This is a genomic window from Nitrosomonas sp. (assembly GCF_040240425.1).
Classification (GTDB): domain Bacteria; phylum Pseudomonadota; class Gammaproteobacteria; order Burkholderiales; family Nitrosomonadaceae; genus Nitrosomonas.
Genome location: NZ_QPHG01000027.1, coordinates 1 through 21,028 on the forward strand (window position 1 = coordinate 1; position 21,028 = coordinate 21,028).

The 21,028-nt window shown below is 51.2% G+C and carries 15 protein-coding genes and 1 pseudogene; 6 read left to right on the plus strand and 10 right to left on the minus strand.

The window, feature by feature from the left end; genetic code table 11:
- Positions 1 to 155: 155 nt before the first annotated feature.
- Together DU481_RS10910 and DU481_RS10915 are read right to left on the minus strand one after the other, a co-directional pair.
- On the minus strand, positions 156 to 749 hold the full coding sequence (locus tag DU481_RS10910) for an ATPase (protein ID WP_350134420.1): 594 nt from the start codon (positions 747 to 749) through the stop codon (positions 156 to 158).
- The gene (locus DU481_RS10915) at positions 746 to 1,165 is read right to left on the minus strand and encodes a TA system antitoxin ParD family protein (RefSeq protein WP_350134422.1); all 420 of its coding nucleotides are present in this window, start codon (positions 1,163 to 1,165) and stop codon (positions 746 to 748) included. Before DU481_RS10915 ends, DU481_RS10910 begins: the two co-directional genes overlap by 4 nt.
- 293 nt (positions 1,166 to 1,458) lie before the next feature.
- On the opposite strand from DU481_RS10915, the gene DU481_RS10920 reads away from it, so the two are divergent.
- The 5 genes from DU481_RS10920 (at position 1,459) to DU481_RS10940 (ending at position 8,208) form a co-directional block, all read left to right on the plus strand.
- A complete protein-coding gene (locus tag DU481_RS10920; RefSeq protein ID WP_350134423.1) occupies positions 1,459 to 3,429 on the plus strand; it encodes a TonB-dependent receptor family protein in 1,971 nt (656 codons plus the stop codon).
- A gap of 77 nt (positions 3,430 to 3,506) precedes the next feature.
- Entirely contained in the window at positions 3,507 to 4,619 is a 1,113-nt protein-coding gene (locus DU481_RS10925; protein WP_350134424.1) for a PQQ-dependent sugar dehydrogenase, read from the plus strand.
- A gap of 116 nt (positions 4,620 to 4,735) precedes the next feature.
- A complete protein-coding gene (gene ppk1 / locus DU481_RS10930) occupies positions 4,736 to 6,820 on the plus strand; it encodes a polyphosphate kinase 1 (RefSeq protein WP_350134425.1) in 2,085 nt (694 codons plus the stop codon).
- 3 nt (positions 6,821 to 6,823) lie between these two features.
- On the plus strand, positions 6,824 to 7,270 hold the full coding sequence (locus tag DU481_RS10935) for a hypothetical protein (protein ID WP_350134427.1): 447 nt from the start codon (positions 6,824 to 6,826) through the stop codon (positions 7,268 to 7,270).
- Positions 7,243 to 8,208, plus strand: a complete 966-nt coding sequence (locus tag DU481_RS10940) for a CapA family protein (RefSeq protein WP_350134429.1) — start codon at positions 7,243 to 7,245, stop codon at positions 8,206 to 8,208. The genes DU481_RS10935 and DU481_RS10940 overlap by 28 nt, the downstream gene beginning before the upstream one ends.
- A gap of 85 nt (positions 8,209 to 8,293) precedes the next feature.
- Here the strand turns inward: DU481_RS10940 and DU481_RS10945 are convergent, their stop codons facing one another.
- The 3 genes from DU481_RS10945 to ppx all read right to left on the minus strand — a co-directional run bounded on the left by DU481_RS10945 (position 8,294) and on the right by ppx (position 14,420).
- Positions 8,294 to 11,128, minus strand: a complete 2,835-nt coding sequence (locus tag DU481_RS10945) for an EAL domain-containing protein (protein ID WP_350134431.1) — start codon at positions 11,126 to 11,128, stop codon at positions 8,294 to 8,296.
- On the minus strand, positions 11,125 to 12,774 hold the full coding sequence (locus DU481_RS10950; protein ID WP_350134433.1) for a FecR domain-containing protein: 1,650 nt from the start codon (positions 12,772 to 12,774) through the stop codon (positions 11,125 to 11,127). Before DU481_RS10950 ends, DU481_RS10945 begins: the two co-directional genes overlap by 4 nt.
- A 161-nt stretch (positions 12,775 to 12,935) precedes the next feature.
- Complete coding sequence (gene ppx, locus DU481_RS10955; protein WP_350134435.1) at positions 12,936 to 14,420, minus strand: exopolyphosphatase; 1,485 nt, start codon at positions 14,418 to 14,420, stop codon at positions 12,936 to 12,938.
- Between the two features lie 40 nt (positions 14,421 to 14,460).
- Here ppx and sixA point away from each other — a divergent pair, with 40 nt between their 5' ends.
- Entirely contained in the window at positions 14,461 to 15,000 is a 540-nt protein-coding gene (gene sixA / locus DU481_RS10960; protein WP_350134437.1) for a phosphohistidine phosphatase SixA, read from the plus strand.
- A 132-nt stretch (positions 15,001 to 15,132) separates the two neighbouring features.
- Here the strand turns inward: sixA and DU481_RS10965 are convergent, their stop codons facing one another.
- The 5 genes and pseudogenes from DU481_RS10965 to DU481_RS10985 all read right to left on the minus strand — a co-directional run bounded on the left by DU481_RS10965 (position 15,133) and on the right by DU481_RS10985 (position 21,015).
- The gene (locus tag DU481_RS10965; RefSeq protein ID WP_350134439.1) at positions 15,133 to 15,561 is read right to left on the minus strand and encodes a helix-hairpin-helix domain-containing protein; all 429 of its coding nucleotides are present in this window, start codon (positions 15,559 to 15,561) and stop codon (positions 15,133 to 15,135) included.
- Between the two features lie 240 nt (positions 15,562 to 15,801).
- Positions 15,802 to 16,990: pseudogene (locus DU481_RS10970) on the minus strand (IS3 family transposase).
- A 335-nt stretch (positions 16,991 to 17,325) separates the two neighbouring features.
- Complete coding sequence (locus tag DU481_RS10975; protein WP_350134441.1) at positions 17,326 to 18,582, minus strand: nidogen-like domain-containing protein; 1,257 nt, start codon at positions 18,580 to 18,582, stop codon at positions 17,326 to 17,328.
- A 212-nt stretch (positions 18,583 to 18,794) separates the two neighbouring features.
- Positions 18,795 to 19,154, minus strand: coding sequence for a YajD family HNH nuclease (locus DU481_RS10980; protein WP_350134443.1), 360 nt, complete (start codon positions 19,152 to 19,154; stop codon positions 18,795 to 18,797).
- Between the two features lie 49 nt (positions 19,155 to 19,203).
- Complete coding sequence (locus DU481_RS10985; RefSeq protein WP_350134445.1) at positions 19,204 to 21,015, minus strand: AMP-dependent synthetase/ligase; 1,812 nt, start codon at positions 21,013 to 21,015, stop codon at positions 19,204 to 19,206.
- Between the last annotated feature and the right edge of the window lie 13 nt (positions 21,016 to 21,028).

Below are 21,028 nucleotides of genomic sequence, written 5' to 3' on the forward strand. Positions count from 1 at the left end.
CCGCCAGATTTCCTGACGATCCAATAATGTTAAGCGAGTGCGTTTGTGTATGTTCATCTACAGTATTCTCCTGAATACTGTAAACAACGCTAGGAATTCTTACACGTTAGGATTAATTCTCACCTTTACCTGCATATTACCCATCCGCTTCTATATTACCCATCCGCTTCTATATTCGCCAGTAATTCCCTACACCAATCAGGCGTGACGTCATACCGGAATACGATCTGTCCATCGCGAATAACGGCCAGTTGCTGAAATGGATTATCCGCGCGGGAGTTGTCGAGGATGTACACGTGATCGCACAGCGGTAGCGTCTTTTTGATTAGCTTGAGCGTTCTGGGTATCCGGTTGATGACTTTATCGGGTGGAACGTTGTGACCGCCTGCGCTGACACGCTGCGCGATACGTGCCTGGTTGAGCGCTGGGTCGCATAAGTGAATGAACACTAGAACGATTTCATAACCAAGGGTTTTGGCTTGTGCAACAAAGTCGATTTTCGACGGGTGTGAGAATACCGTTTCGAAACAAAAACTGCGGCCTTGCCGCAGCAGTTGCAGGCGCAGGTGCTCCGCCAGTTTTGCGGCGTGATAGCTGTGCGCTTCCGGCGCTTGCGGATACAGCAGCTTGGCCAGGATATCCGCATTCACAAACGATAAGCCGCTGGGCGCGAGGCGGGTACGGTAGAAAGTGCTTTTGCCCGCGCCGTTGCCTCCGGTTAGCAGCCACAGTTGTTTTTTCTTGTTCAAAGCAGCGATGCATCAATCGCGATGAACTCACCGTCCTGAAATTTCCCCGTTTGAATGCGGCCATCGGGTTGAATTTGTTCCAGGTAGCCGGGATGCACTAAGGAGGCTTGGTACTTGAGCACACTGCCGCTCACCGTCTGCGGCAAAATACCGCTGGCGCGATCATCTTCGAGCGATTGAAATATGCCGGTAGGATCGACCGGCTTGCTGCTAACCGGCTCGACAGTAATTCTCGCCAATCCCGCCGAGATCGCCAGCAAGTCGTCGGGATTCAGCATGTGATCCACATTGCGCCCCATTTCCGCCCAATATTCGATTTGTTCCGCCGTGCTGCGGTGAAACCGCTCGGCGGTCAACGCGGCGGCTTGCATTAAATCATCCTGCAAGCGGATCGGAGAAACTGCTTTTGCCATCATTTGACTCCATCAATCAAAGCGATTGCTGATTGTAGCAGATTGCTACACACCCTTGTATCGTCAGCAGTCGTCAATAATTGATCGTCAGGCGGCCAGTAAACGTCCTGCAATTTGATGCCAGTCATCCGAGTGATACACTTGCGCGCATGTTTGTTATTCCTGCTACGATTTTTTGTTCTGACTGTTTTTCCTGCACGCGGACTGTGATTCATTTTTTAATGATTTTGGCCGGTTGCACTGCAATTGCTTTACCCTCTTGGGCGCAGGAATCTAAAACCGCGCAATCCGTAATCTTGAACCCAATCAACATCACCGCCACGCGCAGCGAGCGCTCGCCGGAGCAGATTCCGAACAGCGTCACGCAGATCACGCGTTACCCGCAGCAGAATTTTCAGCCGGGTGCGACGTTGGATGAATTCGCGCGTGGCACCCCGGGGGTGTTTTTTCAGAACCAGTTCAATTTCACGCAGGATTTGCGTATTGCGATTCGCGGGTTTGGCGCGCGCTCGCCGTTCGGAGTGCGCGGTATTCAGATGCGCGTCGACGGCATTCCGGCGACGTTGCCGGACGGGCAGACGCAGTTGGATTCGATCGACCCGTCGCTGATCGAGCGCATGGATATTCTGCGCGGGCCTTCCGCGTCGCTGTACGGCAATGCTTCCGGCGGCATGATCGACATCACCACGCGTGAAGCGCCGCCGGAGAAATTCGTGATCATGCCGCGCCAGGTGTTCGGGCAATACGGTTATCTAAAGTCCGAATTGTTTATGGGCGGACGGCAAGGAAACTTTGGTTACAGTTTGTATGGTTCGCACCTGCAACAGGATGGCTGGCGCGATCATAGCGCAATGCAGAATACGTTTTCGCAGGCTAAGCTGAATTTTCAGACGAATGCCGATTCCGATTTGATGCTGGTGTTCCGCGAGTTTTATTCGCCGCTGTCGAAAGACCCCGGCGCTTTGACCCGCGCGGAAGTGCAGGCCGATCCTCGGCAAGCTTCCGCGCGCAATGTGCAGTACAACGCCGGTGAGGAAATCCGCCAGGAGGAGATGGGCATCCGCTTTCGCCAAAGACCGTCTGCCGGCAAGGAATTCAGCGTGACGGGGCATTGGTTGCAACGGGATTTTCAAAGCCGCCAGCAGTTTTTCGATGGCGGACAGGTGCAGTTTGACCGGCAGGTGGGCGGGTTGATGATGCAATTCGTCAACGATCATATTTTGTTCAACCGCCCCAACCGCTTTCTGATCGGTGTCGATTACGGCATCCAGAACGACGACCGGCAACGTTTCAATAACAATTTTGGCGCGCGCGGCGCGTTGAACTTAAGCCAGACCGAGCGCGTGCAAAGCACCGGGCCGTTTTTCCGCAACGAATGGCGCGTGGCGGACAAGCTGGATGTGGTGTTCGGCGGACGCTGGGATTGGTTGCGCTATGAAGTCAAAGATCAATTCAAAAGCGACGGCAATCAATCCGGCGCACGCACCGTGTCGCAAGCCAGCGGCACCGCCGGGCTGGTGTATCACGTGACCAGCCAACAGCAGATTTACGCACATACCGCTTCCGTTTTTGAAGCGCCGACCACCACCGAACTGATCAACAATCCCGCCGGAAGGGGCGGTTTCAATCCGAATCTGAACGCGCAAACATCGCTCAGCAATGAACTCGGCTTTCGCGGCAACACCGCCGGGTTCCAATACGACACGGCGGTGTTTTTCATCCGCACGTGGAACGAGATCACACCGTTCGAACTGGCGTCGTCGCCCGGCCGGGCATTTTTCCGCAACGCCGGGCAATCGCGCCGCATCGGCGTCGAAACCCGTCTGGCAACACCGGAATGGAAAGGTCTGCGCGGCGAAGTCAGCTACACCTTTTCCGATTTTGAATTTGAAAAATACATCGCCAATGATACCAACCTGAAAGGCAATATTTTCCCCGGCATCCCCCGGCATCGCTGGGAAGGATTACTGCGCTACGCGCACCCGCTTGGTTTTTTCGGGCAACTACACGTGCACCGCGTCGGCGAGTTTTTTGTCAATGACACCAATAACGCAACCAATCCGGCGTATACCTTGGGTCAACTGCTGGCGGGATGGGAATTGCGGCGCAACAACTTTGAAAGCTCGATCTTTTTCGGCGTCAACAACCTGTTCGACGCACAATATAACGCCAATACCCGAATCAACGCGGCCTTGGGTCGTTATTATGAACCCGGCCCACCGCTCAATGTGTTCGGCGGCGTGCGGGTGCGGATTGTAGTGTTTTGACCGGGCCTGTATTGAGCCGCTCCGGCAGGAATGGTACAGTGGAGCGCGTTAACTCATGCATCGTGACACTATCTACTATGAAACGACCATTTAAAAAAATCCTGATCGCAATCGCTCTCTGCCTTGCTGTTTCACTCAGCGCACAAGCGCAGCGCATCCAAACCGAATTCGACGTGCGCTTGGTTGCCGAAGGATTGCAATTTCCGTGGGGCATGGCGTTCATGCCGGATGGCAATGTGCTGGTCACGGAGAAAGTGGGCCGGTTGCGTATCATCACCCCGGACGGCAAGGTATCGGAACCGGTCAAGGGCGTTCCGGCGGTTTTCTTTCAGCAGCAAGGTGGTTTACTCGATGTCGCGCTGGATCCGGAGTTTGCCAAAAACCGTCTAATTTACTTGTCGTATTCTGAACCGGAAGGGTCGCGGGCGGGAACAGCAGTCGCTCGGGCTGAATTAAAGGATGGCAGCCTGGAAAACTTGCAGGTGATTTTCCGCCAGGTACCGAAAGTACTGGGGTCGGTGCATTTCGGTTCGCGCCTGGCATTCGCGCCCGACGGTAATCTGTTCATCACCTTGGGCGATCGCGGCGATTACATGGAGGAAGCGCAGAATCTGAGCAATCACATCGGCAAGATCATCCGCATCCGACCCGATGGCTCGGTGCCCGCCGACAATCCGTTCTTCAACAATCCGCAAGCCAAACCGGAAATCTGGTCGTACGGTCACCGTAGCGTACAGGGTGCAACGATTCATCCGCGAACCGGCGCATTGTGGATTCACGAGCATGGTCCGAAAGGCGGCGATGAAATCAATATCCCGCAGCCCGGTAAAAATTACGGCTGGCCCAAGGCCAACTACGGCGTACACTACAACGGCGCGCCGATAAAGCACGAACACGCCGAGCAAGGCTTTGAAGAACCCATTCACTACTGGGTGCCGTCGATCGCGCCGTCCGGCATGGTGTTCTATACCGGCAAACAATTTCCGGGGTGGCGCGGCAGCCTGTTCGTTGGCGCACTCGCAGGGCGGCAAGTCGTGCGCTTGACAACGGACGATAAGAAAATTCTCAGTGAAGAGCGCTTATTGACCAACACGCTGCGCTTTCGCGATGTCGAACAAGGCCCGGATGGCGCATTGTATTTGTTGACGGATGAAGACAACGGCAAATTACTGAAATTGTCACCAAAATGAAACATTCATGCGGTATAAACCGGACTCCGGCAAACCCGCGTATTTTCCACACAAGCACATTGGAACGGCAATAAATTGACAAGAAAAAGTAAAAATCACCTGAACAACTTCCATTGATGGATACTCTCGATCTTAAAAACCCGACGCTGTATATCAATCGCGAGCTGAGCTTGCTCGAATTCAACCGGCGCGTCATCGAGCAAGTCAAGGATGAAAGCCTGCCGTTGCTGGAAAGATTGCGCTTCTTATGTATCGCCAGCACCAATCTGGACGAGTTCTTTGAAATCCGCGTGGCCGGTTTAAAACAGCAGGTCAAATACAGTTCGACACAAACGGGCCCGGATAATCTGTCTCCGGCGGAAGTGCTGGCACGCGTCAGTGAAACGGCGCATCAGTTTGTGCAAGAGCAATACATCGTGTGGAACGACTTGATCATACCGGCGCTGGCCAAGGATAAAATACGCTTGCTGCGCCGTACGCAGTGGAAACCCTTGCTTGGCCGTTGGGTACACCGCTATTTCAAAGATGAAGTGCTGCCAGTGTTGAGTCCGATCGGCTTGGATCCCGCGCACCCTTTCCCCAAGGTTCTGAACAAGAACCTGTATTTCATCATATCGCTGGAAGGAAAAGATGCCTTCGGGCGGGATTCCGGGTTGGCCATCGTGCAAGCGCCGCGTTCGTTGCCCAGAGTGGTTCCGGTTCCGGCGAAATACAGCGAAGGCAATCACGATTTTGTCATGTTGTCGTCGATCATCCATGCGCACGTGGGCGATCTGTTTCCCGGCATGAGTGTGACCGGTTGCTATCAGTTCAAGGTGACGCGCGATAGCGATCTGTTTATCGACGATGAAGCCATTGACGATCTGCTGCGTGCGCTCGAAGGCGAGCTGCCCTCGCGCCGCTTTAGCGACGCCGTGCGCTTGGAAGTGGCGGATAACTGTCCGGACAATCTCAGCCGTTTTCTGTTACAAAAATTCGGCTTGCAACAAAGCGATCTCTATCAGGTCGCAGGACCTGTCAATCTGGGGCGTTTACTCGCGATTTGCGATCTGGTTGACCGTCCGGAATTAAAATTCGCTGGATTCACACCGGATATACCCAAGCGGTTGCTGAAAAATTCCAGCATTTTTGACGCGCTGCATAACGGCGACATCTTGCTGCACCATCCCTTTCAATCGTTTGCGCCGATCATCGATTTTCTGCGGCAAGCGGCAGCCGATCCCGATGTGTTATCCATCAAACAGACGCTTTATCGTACCGGCATTGATTCAGCCGTCGTCGAAATATTAAAAATTGCAGCACGCGCCGGTAAGGAAGTTACCGTGGTAATCGAGTTGCGGGCACGATTCGATGAAGAAGCCAATATCGAGCTGGCCAGTGAGTTACAGCAGGCCGGGGCGCATGTGGTGTATGGTGTGGTCAATTATAAAACCCACGCCAAGATGATTCTGGTGGTCAGACGAGAAGGCCGCGCCTTGCGCCGCTACGTGCATTTGGGAACCGGAAATTACCATGCGCGCACGGCGCGGTTGTATACCGACTACGGTCTGCTGACGTGCGACAAGGCGATCGGCGAGGATGTCAACAAACTGTTTCACCAATTGACCGGTCTGGGTCGCGCGGGCAAGCTGAAAAAACTTTTGCAATCGCCTTTTACGCTGCATAAAGGCATTCTGAATTACATCGACAAGGAAATCAGTGCTGCGGCCGTCGGGAAAAAAGCCTGGATCATCGCCAAAATGAATGCGCTGGTCGATCCGGAAATCATCGCCGCGCTGTACAAGGCATCACAAGCGGGTGTAAAGATCGACTTGATTATCCGCGGTATCTGTTGCCTGCGCCCCGGTATCAAGGATGTATCGGAGAATATCACCGTGCGTTCGATCGTCGGTCGTTTTCTCGAACATACCCGGGTGTATTATTTTCATAATGGCGGCGGTATCGGCGAAGAACTGGTTTTTTGTTCCAGCGCGGATTGGATGACGCGCAATTTACATTATCGCGTTGAAGTGTGTTTCCCCGTCGAAGAAAAACGCACCAGCGACAATGTCATCGATCAAGGATTATTAAGTTATTTGTCCGATAATACACAGGCTTGGGTACTGCAAAGCGACGGCTCGTACAAACGCCTGAAACCCGGCACATCCAAACCACGCTCGGCGCAACAGCTTCTGCTGGAACATTATTGTGGTCCGGCTTAAGGAGTGATTTACCACCTCACCTTTCGATGGATTCTAATTGCCGCACTGGCGGCCGTATCGTATTCGATGGGAACAATGCCGGCAGCAGCCGCAGAACCGGAGGTGAGCTCACCAGAACTCTTCTGTCAGATACGTTACGCCAGTGAAACACGCACGCTTCACCAATCTGCCGCAACCGATCCCTATTCAGCTGCCACAGCGGATTTTGACAACCGTTTCCGCTTTAGAGCTGTCGTGCTGGGCTCACCCAGCCGGATCGACCATATCACGCTGACGGTGTATGAATTGGTTAAGGAAGCGCCTCCCGTCATCATTCACCAGGTACGTTATCACGCGCCTTTCAACATGAATAATGAAATTCCTGCTTTAACGGGCTGGAACCATGTTTACGCAAACTATCTTGGGCGCGAATTGCGCTATGGATGCGCACTACAATCGGTGCAATCATGATCGGCCGCAAGCTCACCAATATCCTGCTGCTGTGCATATTGAGCTCAATCCTTCCCATTCATGCTGCCGGGCCAGTTGATCCGGACACTCCGAATGCTATTGTACGTATGGTCTGGATGGGCGACATCATGCTGGCCGATGGACCGGGACGTCTGATCGCAAGCGGTGGCAACCCCTTTCAGCCCTTTGCCTCGCGGCTGGCTGACGCCGACATCCGGGTAGCCAATCTGGAGTGCGTCATCGCCGAAGGCGGTAAAGCACTCAACAAACCCTGGACCTTCCGTGCTTCCCCAGCGGTACTGCCATTGCTCAGAAGCCATGTTGATGCCGTATCACTGGCCAACAACCATGCGGGCGATTACGGCAAGGATGCCTTTTCGGAAATGATCACTCGCTTACAACAGGCCAACATACCTTATTTCGGCGGCGGTATGGATTGGCGTGAAGCTCACAAGCCACTGATCATCGAGCGCAAAGGCCTGAAAATAGCCTTGCTGGGATATGATGAATTCTTCCCGCGCGTATTCGAAGCTGGCGAGAAATTACCGGGGGTAGCGTGGTCGGAAGATGAGCAGGTTGTGTACGATATCCAGCAAGCACGCAAGCAGGCGGATATCGTCATCCCCTTCATGCACTGGGGTCAGGAACAGGAGCCAATCGCTAATGATCGCCAGCGTGAACTGGCTCGTCTGATGATCGACGCTGGCGCCGATGCCGTGGTGGGTACACACCCGCATGTCGTGCAAGATACGGAAACCTACCGGGGAAAACCCATCATTTACAGCTTGGGCAACTTCATTTTCGACGGTTTTTCATCCATCGAAAATAATACTGGCTGGGTGCTATGGATGGATGTAACGATTCAGGGCGTGACAAGCTGGCGCGTCGAACACGCCCATATCGATCGACAAGGTACTCCATACCCGCTGAGCAATTAAATTCCTCAGCAACTGCGGAAACCGGAAAAATCATCACAAAAACCATCGGTATGCTGCGGATTCTCCCCAAAAAGCCAGCGCTTGCTCAGCGCAGCTTGTGCTGCATTAAGTTATACAGCGCCTCATAGGGAATTGGGCGGCTGAAATAATAGCCCTGATGAAAATAACACGCGTGCTGAAGCAATAATTTAACCTGCCGCTCCGTTTCCACGCCTTCCGCAATCACCGTCAGACCGAGATTTTTCCCGAGACCGATAATGGCTTGCACGATTTTCAGATCATTCCGGTTCTGATCCAGTGTTCGCACGAAGGATTTATCAATCTTCAAGATATCGATCGGCAGTTCACGCAGCAATGTCAGCGAGGAGTAGCCTGTGCCGAAATCATCCAGGGCGATCAAAATATCCAGGCGCTTAATTTCCTCTAACACCTTGCTGACCCGTTCCATGTCGTTGACAATGGCGCTCTCAGTTATTTCCAGAATTAAGGATTTGGCAGGCAGTCCGGTATCGTGCAGCACTTGCACAATCGTTTGCGGAAAGTTCTTGTTTAATAATTGCCGCGGATTGACGTTCACCGAAACATTCACCGGATAACCCAATTGCAAGAGATTGTATGCCGCGGCGCATGAGGTTTTCAGCACGATTTCACCCAGCTGCTCAATCTGGCCGATGTCTTCCGCCAGCGGAAGAAACTCGCTCGGCGACAAATAGCCCCGCTTCGGGTGCAGCCAGCGGACCAGCGCTTCGATACGCGCGATATGATGCGATTGCGCATTGACGATCGGTTGAAACAATACCTGCAACTCATCATTTTTTATCGCGGCGCGTAATTCCCTTTCCAGTTCGAGCTGATCACGCGTCCAAACCACCGAGGACTCAGCGGAATAAAAACCGAAGTGATTCCCGCCATCCTTTTTGACGCGATACATTGCGGTACCGGCTCTTTCCAATACCGTTTCGCCGGTCAGTCCATCGTCAGGGTAAAAACTCACACCGATACTGACGGAAACAAATACTTCAAATCCATCGATTTCAAACCGTTGCCGGATGGTGTCGAGAATTCTCTGCGCCATCTCCGGCGCGGAATCTTCCTTCGCCAGGCGGTTAAATAGCAGCACAAACTCATCGCCACCCCAGCGTGCCAGGATGACTTCAGCCCCCACGATATCGAATAGACGGCTGGAAACCAACTTGAGTAATTTGTCTCCGGCATGATGGCCCATGGCATCGTTAATTTTTTTGAAATTATCCAGGGTGACAAAAAATACCGTAATGTTCTTCCCGGTATTGGGGATTGTCTGAATCAGGGAATCAAATTGCGCCAGCAGTCTCGAGCGATTCGGTAACTTGGTTAATGCATCGTGGCTTTGCTGGTGCGCAACTTGCTGCGCCAGTTCAATACGGTCGGTAATATCCGTCATCGCAATTACCGAACCCATCATGGCTTTTTGATCGTCGAATAACTGATTCCGCGTAATCCGCACCGTCCGTTCATTGCCTTGCGCTGTTTTCAGCACGCACTCAACCATGCCGGGTTTATGCAGACCGCCGTCCAAGATATCTTTCCCGGCTGGGTTAGCGGATGAGCCGTTGTTTTGGGTATCCAGTCCCAGAATTTCCGCTAACAGCTTGCCCTTGATCTGATTGAGCTGGGTTCGCAGAATTGTCTCCGCGCCTTTGTTGATGTAGATCACATGGTCAAAAGCATCGGTAATGATGACGCCGTCCCCGATTGATTCCAGTGCTGCATTGGAATGTGTTTTATCAATCCAGAATGTACGCAAAAATTCATTGATGCGCCGCCAGTTCCAGAGCGGATACAGCGATAATGTGCCCAATAACGCCGCGCCGGGGGGAATCCAGATTCGATTCAGCGCCAGGATCAAACCGCAAAGAAATAATCCGGCAATCATGAGTGCGAGCAATAGCGGGATTGTCAGATTTTTCCCTGTCCAAGCAATGATCACCAGAATAGCGCTTACCCAGAAAACTGCGATGATTGCTGTAATCACTGCGGGAGCGGGATGAATGATGCGGCCGGTTGCCAGCATGGAAAAAACATTGGCATGCCATTCCACGCCCGTCATGAGTTGATGATTGAGCGGCGATACCGGTGTGGCAAATCGTGTTCCCATTCCCGCCGCGGTCATGCCGACGATCACCGTTTTGTTTCTTAAGCTGGCCAAGGCCTCATCGTCGAACAAAACCCGGGCGTACGATATTCTCCGGAAACTGCCGGGCTCCCCCGCATACGGGATCAGCGCTTGCTGCGCTCTAACCCAGTGCTCCGGTTGCTCCGGCACTGCCACAGGGTTATGCAGTTGATAGATTGCTCTCGCGGCGGCCGGATTGGTCAGCGCCAATCCTAATGCAGGCCATGCGGGCGCATTAATCCCCGCGGATAAAAAAACGCGCCGCGCAACGCCATCGCTATCCAGTTCAACGTCAACATGACCGAGTACAGCCTGTTGGGTAAACAGGGGCAGCGGCTGCACCAGCGTTAACAATTGCGTATCGGCGTCAAATACCGGCGCCACCGGCAAAATGACATTGCCGTGTTCGGCAATCGCGTAAGCCAGCAAATGATCGGCGTAGGGATCGCTGTCTTGCGGCTCGGAGAACAGCAAATCCAAAGCCACCGCTTGATTGTCAATCGATTTCAGCCGGTTGATTAATTCCGCGTGCACGCCTCTGGACCAAGGCCAGCGGCCTAAAGTTTTGAAGCTTTCATCATCGATCGCGACAATGACAACATCGGGATCCTGCGGATATTGCTGCAGCGTGGCTATTTTGTCATAGAGGATAAAATCGAAGCGCTCGAGTACTTCCGTATAAGCGATGAAAGCAACCCCGGCGAGCAGGATTACGATGCGGATAGCAAATGACCGGTGCTTCCGCAGCTGACCCGCCTGGATCATATCAATACGAGCAATGGCAGCAACATCAGCAGCATAAACCAGTAGGATATCCCGAAGGGAACTTCAATCGCTTGCGGCGATCCCCAAGGCCCTTGAAAACCATCCGATTCAATGGTTTTGATACGCAGATAATAAGTGCCGCTATCCGGTTTTGCGATCGTTACTTGCGAAGCCGTGGTCGACTCATCGTGAATAATATGGGTGAATTCCTTATCGCGCGCAAATTGAAACTGAAAGCTCTGCCCTTCCGCAGCGGCGCGCCAGGCGAACGTCATTTTGTTATCGTCCAATTTCGCTTCGCCCACCGCCGGTGCGGGATAGGGTACCCGGAATGCCATGGTATCGCTGAACGGCCCCGCGCCTTCGCGCGCGGACACTGCGAAAATACGCCAGAAATAATGACCGGGCGGCAACGATTCGGATAACGTTACGCTGTTTTCTTTCACTTCGGGATTAAAGTACAAAGACGATGAGAAATTCGCATCCTTGCTGATCATAACGGCATAGTGGGACACATCCGTCTGCGCCGCCCATTTGAATTGCTGCTTCTCCGGCTCCGCCATGCCGCCCGGGAGTGGCGCAAGAATAAAAGGCGCTTCCGGATAGGCATTCAGCGCGAACGCAATGACTGCATCCTTGCCTTCGATCGATAATCCATCGATACCGCGCACTCTCAGCCAATAATCGCCATCCGGAATATCGCCGTCGCGAAAAGGTAAATTCGCAGCGGTAAATTCAGAGCGTAAGTTCTTAAAGTCCCGGTCGGCAGCAATTTGCGCCCGGTACGCGTGCGCCCCCGCCAATGGGGTAAATTTAATCACCAGCGGCAAATTTTGATAATAATGCGCGGCTCCGGACAAATCCGGCGGCGGCAGCAATTTGACGGGAGAGACCGGCGGTTTGCCTTCGATGGTCACCGTGCCATAACCCGCCGGCACTTTGACTTGTTTTCTCTCGCCATTGACCTCCACGCTACCGGTCAGCACCTCGCTGCTGGTGCCGGACTGCGTTTCAATGACTCCGACACGGAAATCCGTGCCGCGCACCGAGCTGATTGCGGATGGCGTTTTAATTTTGAACCGGGTGGCTTTCTCAGATTTTTTCGGCACGGAATTTTCCGTGCGCCCCTGACGCACATCAACTAGCGTGTCAATCAAACCATAATCGCCGAACATCCGCATATTTTCCAGGCGCAGCTGGGTGTTTTCCTGCACACGCATTTGCGATCCATCGGCGAACTCAACGGTCACAAACGCATCGTTTCCACTGTGTATTTCATCGCCCATCAGCAATTGCATACCTTGCTCAATCGGCATGCGTTCCTGGTCTTTGCGCTGTAACGTGGCAGTACCATAGACACTGACCGCCTGCGCGAAGATATCCTGCTGTTTCGCCCAAGCTACCGGGATTCGCAGCGCGGTACCAGGCGGTATCACATACGGATTCCGCACTTGATTGAGCTGTTGCAACGGCTGCACGTATTCCATGCTTTTCAGATGGCGTTCCGTCAGATTCCACAAATTATCGCCGGGCCGGACGGTATAAATCCACTCTTCGGCCACCGCAGGAGCCGATAGAATCAGGATAAAAAACAACGCTATGCTGCAAGTCCCGCCAAACCGGTGCGCAAGTTTTCCTAATTGCATGCCATCCCCTTTCTCATTGGAACATCATTGGGTAAAACTTTGAACACAAAAAATCCGCTTTTCCGATATCGGGAAATGCAGCAGTCTAGCGCTCGCAACCTATAAGTTCAATAGCTTGCGATGAATTCCTCATGCAATCTCAAGCTAGCTGCTGCAACTGTCTAATGAAAAGATAACTTGATATCCGCGATCTGCAAAAAACCTTGCTCGGTAATGAGATCAACCAGCGTTAAGGGGTGTTGATCCAGCCAGCCGGGTGGAAAGTCCAAGTTCACGCGGTTCTTATTCACGTAAACCAGTATTTCCGGCAGACTGATATTCGAGCGGCTTCTGTGCATGACTACCGCCAGCCTGAGCAAGACGCATAATTTGATAATGGAGGTGCGCATGGAAACAGCGATCGATTCAAACTCTTCCACGGGAAACTTGCGCCGATGGCTGCGCACCAGCATCGCCAGTTTCATTTGCTCCTGACGGGAAAAACCGGCCAAGTCCGAATTGGCCGTCAGATAAGCGCCATGCCGGTGATATTGGTTATGCGCAACCGATAAGCCGATTTCATGAATGTAGGCACCCCACAACAATAATTTCAGGTCGGTTTTTTCATCCAATTCCCAGGCCGCTTTTACCTGATGAAAAAAATTTCTGGCGGTTTCCCTAACCCGGCCGGCCTGCTCCAAATCGGCATTGTAGCGTTGCGCCACCGCCATGACCGTCTTGTCCCTGACATCTTCATCGTGCACCCGACCGATTAGGTCATACAGCAAACCCTCACGTAACGCGCCTTCGGATATATCGATTTTCTTCAGGTCAAGCGCTTCAAACACACCGTACAATATCGAGACGCCGCTGGCAAAAACCGGCTTTCTGCGTTCCGACAAACCCGGGAAATTAATTAACGCGCTGTCGCCGATCGCGATAAGCTCATCCATCAATTGCGTCAACGCAGTTGCTGTAATTCCTGAATCGCACCAGCCTTGCGCTTGCACCACATCTCGAATGGCAATGATGGTGCCGGAAGAACCCAGGGCATAATCCCAGCCTGTTTTCTTATACGCGGTTTCCAGCGATTCCAGTTCCTGCATTGCAAACAAGATGGCCTTGCGCATTTTTTTGGCTTTAATCTTACCGTCGTCAAAAAACCGCTGCTCCATATTGACGCAACCCATATACAAGCTTTCCGTCTGGTATGTGTCGTACCCCCGGCCGATGATCAGCTCCGTACTGCCGCCGCCGATGTCGATTACCAGCCGTTTATTGACCTCATCGTACAACGTATGCGCTACGCCGGAATAGATCAGCCGCGCTTCTTCACGGCCGGCAATAATTTCAATCGGATGCCCCAATGCGCGATGCGCATGCAGCAAGAAATCGCCGCCATTCCGGGCTTGGCGCAGCGTATTGGTACCGACGGCACGCACATTCACATGCGGAATTTCGCGGATACGCTGACCAAACCGTTGCAGGCACTCCAGCGCTTGCTGCATCGATTCGCTGGACAGCTCCTGCTTGTCATTCAAGCCAGAAGCCAATCGCACCATTTCTTTCATGCGATCAATGATCTGCAAGCGGCCATCCGCCCAATTCGCCACAATCATATGAAAGCTGTTTGAACCTAAATCCACGGCTGCGTAGGACTCATCCATGTTCGGCGCCATAAGGGTGATAGTATGTTGGTTGGTGAATATGTTTTCTATTCAAGCGATGCAAAAAAATCAGCTGATCATCATGCGGCACGCCAAATCGGACTGGAGCGATGCGAGCAGATCCGATTTCGACCGCCCTCTAACCGCGCGCGGCAAAAAAGCTGCAAAACAAATGGGACAGTGGTTGAAACAGAAACAGTACCGAATCGACCGGATACTCTGTTCACCTGCATTGCGGGCAAAACAAACCTGCCAGTTGGCTGCGGAGCAATTGGATTTTGCTCAACAGCGCGTGCTGTGGGAAGACAGAATCTATGAAGCATCGCTCAATGACCTGATTGCGCTGGTCAATCAATACGGCGCAGGCGCTCACACCTTGCTGATCGTCGGCCACAATCCCGGCCTGGATCAATTACTCTGCCACCTATGCGATGATCCCCCGCTTGCTAACGATTCCGGTAAATTACTGACCACCGCTGCAACCGCTGTGCTGGATTACGGAACTGCGCCCATTTCGGCAAAAGCGCATCAAGCGCACCTGCAATATCTGATCAGACCTAAGGAAGCGCTGATTAATTGACTGCACGAGCGAATTGCTTCGTTGCGCGGCACTCACTCCCTCTCCTATCAGATTGATATGTCTCGGTTGTTGCGTTCCGTGCGCCTCGCCCTTCATCACGTTCGTTGAATTAATCAGCGCTTCCCCAGGGAGCTATGATTTCTTTTTATCTTTTTTCTTGCCGTCTTTTTTCTTGTCTTTATTCTTCTTTTTCTTTTCTTTATCTTTTACTGCTTTCTTGTCGTCTTTCCGGGCTTTTTTCTCGTCTTTGTCTTTGTCTTTATCTTTGCCTTTCGCTTTATCCGCTTTGGGCAAACTTACTGTCTGATCGATTACAGTCTTTTTGGTCACAGTCAGTGTGCTGCTATCCGCCGTACTGGCTGGTTTGGCTGGCTTTTCTTTCAGACTATCCAAAGCGGCTTGTCTGACCGCACGCGCGCGCAACTCGCCTTTAAAACCGGGTATTTTCCGCAGCTCTTCCAAACTCAGCGAAGCCAGCGCCTCAACCGTTTTTATTTTGCGCTCTTGCAATATTTTGATTGTCGCCGGACCGATTCCTTTGATATCAGTTAACTTCACCATGACCAAAACCCCTTCTTGGCTTTAAAAGCTCATTATAACTACCTTTCCAAAACTTCAAATCAATTTTCGTGTACACAAGCCTCTTCTGAAACAGAAACGGTAATTCCTCTTTGACAGAACTTTCAAGTAAGGCAGCAAGCAACGACCAAGCCAGGTGAATTCAGACAAAAAAGTACAGTTTGAAGTTGGAGTTGGAGTTGGAGTTGGAGTTGGAGTTGTCCCATTTTGATGGACATTTTTTCATGGAATCGAGAAGGTCTCGACCGGTAAAAGCGGATTAAAGTTTATCGCGATTTGATTATTCTCATTCAGTTTTCTCTCAAAATTGTTCGGTGATAAGTATCCCAGTCCGGAATGCCTGCGAGTGGGGTTGTACCAGGCCTCAATCCAGGTGAATATGGCTAGCCTTGCTTCAGTTTTGTTTTTCCAGGAGCGTCTGTCGATCAGCTCACATTCCAGGGAGGCGAAAAAGCTCTCAGCCATTGCGTTATCATAGGCATCACCGACACTGCCCATTGAAGGACGCACGCCCATTTCCTTGCATCGCTTGCCGAACTCAACGCTGGTATATTGACTGCCTTGATCGCTGTGGTGAATCACTTTGCCCGGTTTACGGGTGATTAATGCCATGTTCAACGCACTGATCACCAGGTTTGCTGTCATGGTTTCACCGAAAGACCAGCCCACTACCTTACTGCTGAATACATCGATGACCACGGCCAGATACAAAAACCCTGCCCAGGTGGGAATGTAAGTCATGTCCGCGACCCATAGTTGGTTGATGCTGGTTGCCTTGAAATGACGTTGCACTAAATCCGGTGCAGGGCAGTCACGTTTCTTTCGATGAGTCGTAATAACAAAACCACGCCTGCGGCTTAACCCTTTAATTCCAGCTTCACGCATCAACCTGCCCACGCGCTTGTGATTAACTCTGACGCCAAGATCGGCCAATTCAACGGTAATGCGGGGGCGGCCATACGTACCATCGCTTGTGTGATATATCGTCATGATTTGCTCGATCAATCGGCAGTTGGCAATGGCTCGTTGGCTAGGTGCGCGTTTGCCCAATCATAGTAACCACTGTGCGATACATCCAGTGTTTCACAGAGAATACGGGCCGAAAATTGTGCCCGGTTTGCCTTGATTAGTTGGTACACCTTCCCAATCAATCCTTGTTGTTTGCAAACCAGGCCGTAGCCTTTGCCAATATGTCACGCTCCATCTCCACACGCTTGAGCTTCTTGCGCAACTCCATCAGCTCCTGCCGCTCGTTGCTATTCAAGGAAACACTCCTCAAGACCGAAGCCGGGGCAATTACCTGGTTTGATCCATAGGGCACGCCTGCCGCACGACACCATGATTGTATCGAAGTGTAGTGGCAACCAAATTCCTTCGATAATTGCTTCGGACATTTGCCTAACGCTACCAATTACACCATCTGTTGGCGAAACTCCGCCGGGTAGGCTGGCTTGTAGTTTTGTGTCATCTTATCTCTCCTTTAAACAGAACTTAATGTGTCCGTTCAATGGGGACAACTCCAACGCCAACTCCAACTCCAGTTTACGAATGCTAAATAAGCATTTTGAGTCTGATTTTAACGCAGCATGCTCGAGTGCAGCAGTTTTTCAGAGCTCTCTTAAATATTGATTTTGGAGTTTACTTTTTTCAGCTGTGATTGAGAATATGCCAAATCCAGAATTTAGCAGTTGAGAAATAAAAAGGGAGCATCGAATCTCCCTTTTTATGTATGACCTAACAAAGATATTATGCCAAAATATTTTTACGGCAACGAGCTATAAAACCCAAAAGACCTAACCCCGCCAGAAACATTGCATAGGTTTCTGGCTCAGGCACAGCAGTTATCACAGGAACTTGTCTCATACTTACGACACCACTATCCACAAAAGTCAATCCGGTCACAAAAGCAAAAGGATCAAGCGGATTCAGCATTTCATGAGTATCAATACCGGCTATACTGAAATGATCAAACCCTAATGGATTTATGCTTGCAAAGTTAAATACGGTACCGGCAAATAAGTCATAAGTTACGCCATCCACAATGAGTTCAAAGGTCCCGTCTCCATTGGGTAAAGCACTCGGCACTAATACGGAAGCAAAATTTGGTCCGCTATCCACAAAATATTCATAACCGGTTGCGACATCAGGATCAATAAATACTGTTTGATTCAGATTAACGTTAAAGTCAAAATTAAATCCATCGTCCTGAATTACGGGAAGGAGTGGATTGTCCGGTGTTGATCCGGGTACAAGACCACTTCGGATTGCAAAAGACCATAAACCATTCTCTCCACCGGCAACGTTAGTTGTATTTTGAAGATCTAAAACTGCTCCTGTTCTTGACCCAGGCAACGTAAAGAAATCTACGAAATTACCAGCATCAAAACCAGCTTGCGCGGGTGTTCCACCTAATCCGCCTATTCCACCGCTGGCATTTCCAGTAGTCCACTCTAATCGATCATAGCGAAAATCGATATCGAAATTACCTGAGCCTTGATCATGCAATATCAACTGGAAATTGTTAGTCAAACTAGAATCTGCAGGATAATATCCAACATTATTCCAAGTAACCATCACGGTTGATGAATTAGGTGCTCCGACAAAAACTGAACCGCAAGAACCGCAACGGGTATCTACATCGCCCCAGAATGGCGCAATCATTGGATTTGAACTGATTGGGAATGGACTTGGAGTGAATGAACCAACAGGCCCCTCAAATGTGATATTACCATTATTATTTACCCAAAAATTATGATAAACGTTACCGAAAAAGTTAATATCAAATGGCAAATCTAATAGACTACTCGATCTATCATCATTGGGAAGCATGGCAAGATCGCCGAATCCACCGTTATCCAAACTGTCGAATGTAAGTAGTGGAATTGCTTGAGCATTTGACGCTACCAAAGTCATACAAAAACCCATTGCAGCTATCCAGCCAAGTGATGAGTTGTTCTCGATACTTTTGTGTTTCATATCCTCAAACTGCCAACTTTCTTTCATATCACATTACTCCTTTTATTATTTTTCCATATTTAAGCAAGACCACAGAGAATTACAACTTAAATTAATCAACCACGAAGCATTCTAACGCATTAGTTTGAGCTTTAATAGAAGACAAATGACTACAAGGGTAGGATATTTAACTAAGAAATAGCTCTGTAGCAAGACCACGGGGAATCGCAAATTGACAAAGCACGAATTAATTCTATGAATTACGTTTTTTTCTTCAATATATCTTTCAGATTAGCAAAAGGACTGAACGTCGCCGTGTTCCCAGCTTGTCCGTTATCCGTCCGGCCCATGGCATCCTTAAGCTTGGAATGCTCGTTTTCGTGGCAGTAGGTACAGAGGAGTTCCCAGTTACTGCCATCGGGTGGGTTGTCGTCGTGATTGCTGTTTTTGTGATGCACTTCCAGCAACTGTAAATTCTTATGATCGAACGTGCGCGCGCAACGGCCGCACACCCAGGGAAATAGTTTAAGTGCCTGTTCGCGGTATCCCTGCGCGCGTTTTTCGGCATTCCGGCGCGCTTCCAGAACCACTTTATCCAGTTTACTCGTATCTTTTGCCATCGGCTTGTTTCCTTCTCTCGAAAAGATTCAATGGGGCAATGCCCGCTGCTTAATGCCCCATATAGAGTTTGTCGACTTCGGCCTTATATTTTTCCAGCACCTTCGTGCGTTTTAATTTGAGCGTCGGCGTCAACAACCCGTTTTCAATCGTCCAAGGTTCATGAATAACAGCAACGCGGCGTATTTTGGCGTAGCCTGGAAATTCACTGGTTTGATGCGTAATCTTTTCCAGCAAAATTTTCTCCAGCTGATGTTTCTGCTGTTCACTATCCAGGCGATCATCCAGACCATAATGCGCGCTAAGATCCTGCCATCGGGCCGGATTCAATACCGCCAGAATACTTAAATAAGAACGCGCTTCGCCGATCAGCATCACTTGTTCAAACAGCGGATCACGCAGAATCGCGGCTTCCATATCACCCGGCGGCACTTTCTCACCGGTCGACAAAACGATAATCTCTTTCAACCGCCCGGTAATGGTGACATGGCCTTGCGCATCAATCGATGCGATATCACCGGTATTCAACCAGCCATCCGGCGAAATCACCGCTTTCGTCGCTTCCGGATTATTCCAGTATCCCAGCATCACGTTCGGCCCCCGCACCAACAGGGCATTGTTTTCCCCCAATTTGACTTCCACGCCGGGAATCGGCAAGCCGACACTGGCCGGCATATTATCCTCAACCCGGTTAGCACACACGACCGGACTGCTTTCCGTCATCCCGTAGCCTTGCAACACCGGCAATCCAAGACCGATAAATATGCGCGAAACTTCAGCCGGTAAGGCCGCGCCGCCACTCATCGCCATCCGCAAGCGTCCACCGAGCTTGGCCATGACTTTATCCGCAACCAATTTCTTCAATATTGACCACAACACATGCGACAGGCGCTGGTACGCTCTACCTTGCTGAAGCTCGAAGCGGCTGTACCCGGTTTCCACCGCAAAATTGAACAACCAGCGCGCAAAACCCGAGCCTTCGGCCAGTTTTGCCCGTATGCCCGCATAAACCCGTTCATAAATGCGCGGCACCGAAATCAACAACGTCGGACGGATGGTCAGCAGATCTTCCTGCAACTGCGGAATCGAACGTGCGTACGCAATCATGGCGCCAGCCATCATCGGCACGTAATATCCCGACGTCCGTTCGAACGTATGCGACAGCGGTAAAAACGACAGTAACAAATCATCCGGTTGCACCGGAATCACCTGCAAGCAACTGGCCACGTTACTCAAGATATTGTGATGACTAAGCATCACACCCTTGGGGCGGCCAGATGTGCCGGAGGTATAAATGATCGTGGCCAGCGCATGCGGATCACTGGGGATATGCTGTACCTCATTGGCATGCACCGATGATAACCAGTCCATCGCCGCGACGACCCGGACATGATCGCAAGCATCGATACTATCCGGTTCAAAAGGCCGGAGGATGAGTACCCGCTGCAATCCTTCGATTTCATTGTGGATGGTCAAAAATTGCTGCCATTGATGCGAGTTGTCCAGCAGCAATAATTTAACGTTGGCATCGTTGATGACGTAAGCCGCATTCTCAACCCGGTCATCCGTGTACAAGGGAATCACCACCAGCCCGAGGCCGAGCGCCGCCTGCTCGAACATCACCCATTCCGGGCAATTTTTCATCATCACCGCAACCCGGTCGCCTGCTTCGAGCGATTCTTTCATCAACGCGGCTTGCCAGCGCGCCACCCAGTGATTCATCTGCTCCCAGGTATAGTTAGCCCATTCCTCGCTGACAGCGTTGAAATAGCGGTAGGCCACTTTCTGCGGCGTGCGCTGCACGCGCGCCTTGAAAAGACCATCCAGTGTTTTTGCTTCCTCTACCGGAATAATATTTGTCATTCCGTCTTGCTCG